Genomic DNA, 7,141 nt, shown 5'->3' with positions numbered 1-7,141 from the left:
CAGGAGCAGCGCGACGACGGCAGCCGCCGCAGCTGGAGCTACGATCCGGCCAGCCCGTGGAGCCCGCTGGCGGCGCTGGAGCAGGCGGGCGACAGCCGCTCGGCGGATATTTACTGGTATCACACCGATCTGAACAGCGCGCCGCTGGAGGTGACCGACGCAGCGGGCAACCTGTGCTGGTCCGGGCAATACGACACCTTCGGCAAGCTGCAGGGCCAGACGGTGGCCGGCGCGGCGAAGCGCCAGGGCGCGCAATATCAGCAGCCACTGCGCTACGCCGGGCAATATCAGGACGACGAAAGCGGCCTGCACTACAACCTGTTCCGCTACTACGAACCCGAGGTGGGGCGTTTCACCACGCAGGATCCGATAGGGCTACGCGGCGGGTTGAACCTTTATAGATATGCTCCAAATCCTTTGGGATGGATAGATCCTCTAGGACTTAGTGGCTTAAATAGCCTTCAGCAACAAATTGATGAGATTCTATTGGAACATCTTCCTGCTATACAGAAGATAGATCCAAACGCAACCGTTGGATATAGAGGTAGTGCTGCAAGTGGAATAAGTAAGTCCCATGATCCTGCGATTGCTAGACCTATTAACATGAATGATTTCGATGTTGATGGATTTATTAAGTCGGATTACTTAGCTAGTTCACCTGAGTTTAGGAACAGACGCCGGGACGCATCTAAGCTTGGGGGGATGAAATCAATAGAGGAGTCTATCGATTCGAAGTTAAGGCAGAAATTCCCAGGGTTAAGAAATGAACCATTTGGGTTTAGGGTGTTCTACACCCATGAGTTAGATGATCTGGCTAGAAAAGGCGACGTCCAAAGAAGGTTAGGGCGTTCCGGATGTTCATGAAATGGAGAATGGCTGTGAACGAGAATAGGCAATTAGGTATTTTATTATTGGAAGACATTCCATTTGATAAGCTGCTTATTAAGCTGGAAAGGGCGTTTGGTGTTTCACTTCCTTGTGAAGATGATAAGGGGCGCTATGTGGCAAAAGCAGAACTAGATGATTATAATATAGAGGTTATAGATAGAGTTGATAGATTAGGGGATGTTCTTTGTGATGATAATCATGTGATCGACGTGAAAATAAAATCTAATGATTTTTTTAATCCAGACTTTGAGAGAAAAATAAAAAAAATACTAAGAGATGGAGATGTGAAGTGGAAGGATGGAATTTGGACTAAGCTTCATAGGGATGAGGATTATAGAGTCGTCTATCCTGACTCTTAGTGTTCACGTTAACAATGTAACCATTTCTAAATCTGCGTTAGAGCCGACAATTCTCAGTCGGTTCTAAATATCTAGAGTAAAAAAGTATCTAAAAGCAGGTTTGATAATTTTGAAATATCCATCCATAAACATTGATAAATCATTTTATATTACGGTATCTAACATGATTGATTTTAACGCTAGGATTGTGTCTGGTGTTTCCATAGGGAATGTCGTTCTAAATGAAAATATTTCATTATATATTAATGAGATGCAATCCAGATTTAGCGTTAAGATTAAAAATCACTCCCTACCTGACGGGAGTGAGCGAAAGTCATATACAGTCGATAATACCTTATCCGTCATAACTGATAAAGACGGTGTCATTTTGTCACTTGGATGTAATGCTCATTACCAAGGGGGCTACAATGGAATCATATTCCCCGGAATGGAAATAACAGATATAATCAAGCTGACGATATCACAGAAAATATACAATGGTTCAATAGTTATTAATGATGACTTTGGTATTTCGTTTATCCTCCCATGCCCATATGATGAGATTGCCGATGCGATAAACGATATTCCTGGCGGGGTGATAATAAACGAAATTTTCGTATCTGATTTTTCATTCTGGCGTTAGCTTATGGAACATATGAGTGAATTTAGTGAGAATATAATTAAATATGGGGTGGTGATATAATTGTTACTGGCTACATAGATTCGGATACACCACCGTTTTTTCATCCGATGTATGACAGGGTTTACTTTATATCCGGTGAGGTTATATTTGAATTTTACATTGATGATGATGGGGTTGTTAATTCACATTTAGTTGAAAACATCTCTCCGTGGTTTGAAGTAGATGTGGATGATCAATTTTACATGATGTCAATCTATTCACAAGCTTTTAAAACTGAACGGGAAGTTAAAATAATTGCAGTGAATTATAGTGAAGAACCGTTCTCAGTGTTCATCGTCAGGTATAAAGATGGTGACAATGAAAATTCACTGTATTCAATGAAAATTCACTGTATTTAGAGCCAAAGAGTTTTTTGACTTTTTGATTTCATAGAAAAAACCATGGAATGATTAGGAGTTCAATGTGAGCAAGGAATTAAAGCTTGATGTTATGAATAACAAAAATGACTTGATTGAAGGGACTTTTTGCTACTCGCTTTTTGAGAGGTCGTTCTTTGATGAAAATCTGTTAAGTGACTTAATAAATAATTCAGGGGCGTTTTTAAAAGAAAACGAATGTGATAAGGATGTTTTAAATTTGCTATCATGGGTTGTCAATGGTGTTGATCAGTGTTTTACTTCCCATAGTGATGAAAATGACTATTATTTAATTGAAAACTACTCTGTGGCATTGGAAAATAGGTGGGTGCTTTTTTGGCGGTCAAAAATTGATAAAATAATTGGCGGGAAGTAAAATGGATATCAAGAAAATACAAGAGAAATGGGTGCGTGGTTAGTTAATTGGAGTGGACCTCATTGCAAGTGAAAACAATACAGCAAGAGAGATAAATATTTACTCTGAAGAAAGTGATGGTTTCAAAAATACTTTTAATAAGGAGTATGGCATTTCATATGGGAGTGTTATTTCGTTAAGCTCACTCATTAAGAAACGTGATGATTTGTGGTCTGAAATTCAAATAAACAACAAGGTATTGCTTCCTGATGGTGACGTTTTATTTTGCGGGGAGGGCGAAATGGGGAGTGATGGTTTTATTGTCAGAGCAGATAAGTATAATAAATTGAAATGGTTCATGTACTCTACGACCTCTAACCCATTTCTTGATGTTATAAGGTTAAACGGTCGGCTGCATATAAAATCCACGTTGGGTTTTTATCTTGACTTCGGTATCGCTGACAATGATATTTTTCTGAGAAATAAATGAGTGATATTTTTCTAATTGACATCATTAGTATTAAGCCTAATAATAAATGAATTTTTAATTTGATGGAGGTTACCAATGATTAACAAATCTAGTCTGGTTGATGGTATCCTTTTTCGGGATGAGAATGACTCGAATGAAACTGTAGTTTTCAATTTTTATACTTGGGTGGAAATGCTCAAAGCGATCATTGTTAAATATGCGCAAAAGTCTGAAAGTGACGCGGAGTTATTGGTTTTATCATCGAGCTTAGTGTGCAAGCCTATCAACAGTTATACGGCTGTCTGTCTCAGGAGCCATGAAATTGAATATCATTGGGCAATGCTGATAGCTTATGGTGAACAGTATTGGCTGAAAGGCGTAGAATCCAAACAGCCTGATGGCTACTTTGACTGGGATGTGCAACATAGGAAAGAACATAACTTAGCAGAGGAAAGCTTTGTTTTTAGCAATTCATGAATCGCGACCCGATAGGGTCAAACATCCCTCCAAATGTCCAACGCCTTCCTTATCCTACATCCCCCAAACTAAATACCCAATGTGCCATTAATCAGGGTGCGGCACTGCCCGCCGATCCAGGGTTCGCCGTCAATAAAGCGCACGCTCACGCGGCCATCACGATTAAGTTGGGTGCCCTGGCGCACCTGGTAGCCCTGCGCGGTCCGGCCGCCGTCGGGGAAGCGGCTGGCCTGCAGCAAGCGCGCCAGGCAGGCATTGGCGCTGCCGGTTACCGGATCTTCAATCAAAACACCGCATTCCACCATAAACGCGCGCATTTCGTAATCGGCCGGTTCGGCCGCAGAACAGGCGCCATAAATCACTACGCCATCCACATCACAGGCGGTTTGCAGCTGTTTAATCGTGGCCTGATCCGGCGTTACCGCCAGGCAGGACTGCGCGTCCGGCAGGCGCACCATCAGCCAGCGAATGCCCATCTCGGCAATCACCGGCAGAGGGCTTGCTGCAATCACTGCAGGCCGTAAAGCGGCCGTCAGCCGTTCGGTTTCTTCGGCCGCCATTGGGCGGAACTCTACTTCGGGCGCGGCGAACGCCAATGTGCCTTCCGGCAGGATATTGACCGCCACCAGACCGACGCCGCATTCCTGCATCACCGTTCCAGGGCGTTTAGGCGTCAATCCGGCTTTCAGCAAGGCGTGGGCGGTGCCCAGCGTCGGGTGGCCGGCGAAGGGCAGCTCTTTTTCGGTGGTGAAAATGCGCACCTTATAATCCGCCGCCGGGTGCGTCGGTTTAAGCACAAAGGTGGTTTCCGACAGATTGGTCCAACGGGCCAATGCCAGCATCTGCGCGTCGTTCAGCCCTTCGGCTTCCAGCACCACCGCCACGGGATTGCCCTGCAGCGGCGTACGGGTAAACACGTCCACCTGTTGGTAGGCGCGGGGTGTCACATCATCACTTCTGAGCATTTGCCATCATCCGTTATCAACAAAACCTGATGATAACGATATTTGCAATAGCTTCAAAAGGTTGAGTTTTGTTTTGAGATGCCCGCCCGTCGCCACTTCATCCCCGGCTTGGCGAACATCACCAGGTTGCCCAACAGGATCAGGCACAGGCCCAGCACGGCGTTGAAATGCCACTGGTAGCCTTCGTAAATCGTTGAGATGGTCAGCGCCACCAGCGGGAACAGCAGGGTGCTGTAGGCCGCCGCGCCGGCGCCGATGCGGCCGAGCAGGCTGAAGTAGGCGGCGAAGGCGATCACCGATCCGAAGATCGCCAGATACAACAGGGATCCGATATAGCGGCTGCTGTATTCCATCTGGAACGATGCGCCCTGCGCCAGGGCGATCAGCGCCATCAGCATCGCGCCGTAGGTCATGGCATAGGTATTGGTGGAAAAAATATCCAGCCCGCGGCGCTGATGGCGCGCGCTGATCATATTGCCCAGCGAGAAGCCGTAGGTGCCGAGCGCGCTCAGGCCGATGCCTTTAAGCAGCTCCGGCGCCATGCGGGTGGCGGCCAGATCTTGCCAGAACAGCGCCACGATGCCGGTCAACCCCAGCAGCGCCGCCGGTAGCAGGTTGGGGCTGGGGCGCTGGCGGAAGAACAGCAGGCTGTTGAGGGCGTTGAACAGCACCGCCATCGAGAAGATCACCGATTCCAGCCCGCTGCTGATATAAGCCGCTGCGTGGTAAAAACAGAAGAAGTTGAAGCCGAACACGCAGCAGCCCTGCAGCACGCAGAACAGATGATCGCGCGGGGCGATGCGGCGCAGGCGGCGTGTTAACAACAGCACGGCGAACATCACCGCAGCGGAAATGGCGAAACGGTAAGCGATCGACACGGGAATGGCCACCGGGCCTTCCTGTTGCAGGGTAATCGCTATCCAGGTGGTGCCCCAAATCAGCACCACGGCGAGGTACAACAGCGCATTCATTCTATTCACTCCGAAAAAACCGATGGCGCAGTATCCGCTTTGGCGCGCGGCGGCGCTTGCAGCGCTTTGCGCCCAGTTGCATATTCTTGCGCTTTTTTTTGGTAAAAGCGCGAGGCGGCGGCTGGCATGCCGAGGCGCCACTCTTTACACTGTCAGCATGTCGAACAACGGGGCCGGCGATGTCCAACTATCAGGCGTTTGAAACACTGCGTGAGCACAAGGCGCGGCTGCACGGCAGCGTGCTGCTGGGCACCGGCGTGGAGCTGGCGGCCTGGTCCAACTGCAACGATCGCGTCACGCAGGAAAGCGCCGACCACCATACCCTGAGCCTGTACGTCGCCGACGGCTATGAGTGCTACCAGCAGGTGCCGGGCGGCTGGCGCAACGGCGGCGGGCCGGATCGCTTCTGCATCATGCCGCGCCAGTACGCTTCCACCTGGGATGTGCGCAGCGATCTGTCGTTTGTGCATCTGTATTGCACCGACGGGCATCTGCGCCGGCTGGCGGAGCAAACCTGGGATCGCAGCCCGGCGGCGATCAACGTGGAGCAACGCAGCTTCGGCGAAGATCCGCAGATCACGCTGCTGTATCGTCAGTTTTTGCTCAACTGCGACTGGCGGGACAGCGCCAACCTGCTGGCGCTCAGCAGCGCCTCGAACCTGCTGATGTCGCACCTGATCCAGCGCTACAGCCAGCTGCAGTGGAAGCTGCCGGCGGCGCGCGGCGGCCTGGCTCCCGCGGTAGCCAGGCGGGTGCGGGAATATATCGCAAGCCACCTGGATCGGCCTTTGTTGTTGGCCGATCTGGCGGCGCAGGCCGGGTTGAGCGAATACCATTTTGCCCGCATGTTCAAACATTCGACCGGCCTGGCGCCGCACCAGTTTGTGATGCGCGCGCGGCTGCAGCGGGCGGAACAGCTGTTGCGCCACAGCCAACAGCCGATCACCGAGATCGCGCTGGCGTGCGGCTTCAGCTCCGCCAGCCATTTCAGCAACCGCTTCAAGGCGGCCTATGGATTTGCTCCGCTGCAGGTGCGGCAGGGGCGCTAACCGGAAGGGAGTGCAAGCATGGATCAACCATTTGCCGGGCTGGGCGTGTTGTTCGTCGCCGGATTCGGGCCGATCACGCGTGAGAGCGACGAGAGCAAGGCGTTTTATGTCGAGGCGCTGGGGCTGCCGCTCAAGCCGATGCCGGGCAACGAAACCTATCTGCTGGCTGAGCAGGGCGCGCTGGACGGGGTGAAGCACTTCGCCCTGTGGCCGCTGGCGCAGGCGGCGCAGTCCTGCTTTGGCGACGATCGCTGGCCGGCGGATCTCGCGGTGCCGCAGGCGTGGATCGAATTTGACGTGGCCGACATGGCGATAGCCACCCAAGGGCTAATCGATCGCGGTTATCGGCTGCTGGTCGCCAATCGTGAAGAGCCGTGGGGGCAAAGCGTTACCCGTTTGCTCAGCCCGGAAGGGTTGCTGGTTGGCGTCACCTATACGCCCTGGCTGCGTTAAACGCCACGCCGTTCGCCGCCGTTTCCCTGCGGCGGGCGGCTTAAGAATAAATACGCATTAGCTTAAAGCGATCTGCGCTATAGACCCATCAAATCCCCGAGTGGTTTCCCTTCCTGA

At 50.6% G+C, this 7,141-nt stretch carries 10 protein-coding genes; 8 read left to right on the top strand and 2 right to left on the bottom strand.

The features are described from left to right. The 6 genes from ACOWVD_RS04875 to ACOWVD_RS04850 all read left to right on the top strand — a co-directional run. A partial coding sequence (locus ACOWVD_RS04875) for an RHS repeat domain-containing protein (protein ID WP_421105479.1) occupies window positions 1–864 on the top strand: 864 nt, incomplete at its 5' end. 8 nt (window positions 865–872) lie between these two features. Then, window positions 873–1,247: a hypothetical protein gene (locus ACOWVD_RS04870; RefSeq protein ID WP_230199816.1), complete on the top strand. Its 375-nt coding sequence runs from the start codon at window positions 873–875 to the stop codon at window positions 1,245–1,247. 163 nt (window positions 1,248–1,410) lie between these two features. Then, a complete protein-coding gene (locus ACOWVD_RS04865) occupies window positions 1,411–1,869 on the top strand; it encodes a hypothetical protein (protein ID WP_075686905.1) in 459 nt (152 codons plus the stop codon). A gap of 462 nt (window positions 1,870–2,331) precedes the next feature. Continuing rightward, window positions 2,332–2,661 (top strand): hypothetical protein, encoded by a 330-nt coding sequence (locus ACOWVD_RS04860; RefSeq protein ID WP_031299968.1) that lies wholly within the window; start codon window positions 2,332–2,334, stop codon window positions 2,659–2,661. 52 nt (window positions 2,662–2,713) lie between these two features. Then, window positions 2,714–3,130 carry a hypothetical protein gene (locus ACOWVD_RS04855; RefSeq protein WP_021504552.1) on the top strand — a complete coding sequence of 139 codons (417 nt, stop codon included), beginning with the start codon at window positions 2,714–2,716 and terminating at the stop codon, window positions 3,128–3,130. A gap of 75 nt (window positions 3,131–3,205) precedes the next feature. Continuing rightward, entirely contained in the window at window positions 3,206–3,586 is a 381-nt protein-coding gene (locus ACOWVD_RS04850; protein WP_015377818.1) for a hypothetical protein, read from the top strand. Window positions 3,587–3,654: 68 nt separating this feature from the next. Here ACOWVD_RS04850 and ACOWVD_RS04845 read toward each other — a convergent pair whose 3' ends face one another. Continuing rightward, window positions 3,655–4,551 (bottom strand): PhzF family phenazine biosynthesis protein, encoded by an 897-nt coding sequence (locus ACOWVD_RS04845; protein WP_421105478.1) that lies wholly within the window; start codon window positions 4,549–4,551, stop codon window positions 3,655–3,657. Window positions 4,552–4,604: 53 nt separating this feature from the next. Then, window positions 4,605–5,522: a DMT family transporter gene (locus tag ACOWVD_RS04840; protein WP_021504554.1), complete on the bottom strand. Its 918-nt coding sequence runs from the start codon at window positions 5,520–5,522 to the stop codon at window positions 4,605–4,607. A 179-nt stretch (window positions 5,523–5,701) separates the two neighbouring features. Between ACOWVD_RS04840 and ACOWVD_RS04835 the strand changes: the two genes are divergently transcribed. Continuing rightward, window positions 5,702–6,571, top strand: coding sequence for a helix-turn-helix domain-containing protein (locus ACOWVD_RS04835; protein ID WP_085058677.1), 870 nt, complete (start codon window positions 5,702–5,704; stop codon window positions 6,569–6,571). 18 nt (window positions 6,572–6,589) lie between these two features. Then, window positions 6,590–7,024 (top strand): glyoxalase/bleomycin resistance/dioxygenase family protein, encoded by a 435-nt coding sequence (locus ACOWVD_RS04830; protein ID WP_049299018.1) that lies wholly within the window; start codon window positions 6,590–6,592, stop codon window positions 7,022–7,024. The last annotated feature ends 117 nt before the right edge of the window (window positions 7,025–7,141 follow it).

Origin of the sequence: Serratia sp. SA088 (assembly GCF_049065515.1) — a bacterium.
Taxonomy (GTDB): domain Bacteria; phylum Pseudomonadota; class Gammaproteobacteria; order Enterobacterales; family Enterobacteriaceae; genus Serratia; species Serratia nematodiphila.
This window is presented reverse-complemented; position numbering and strand designations above follow the sequence as displayed.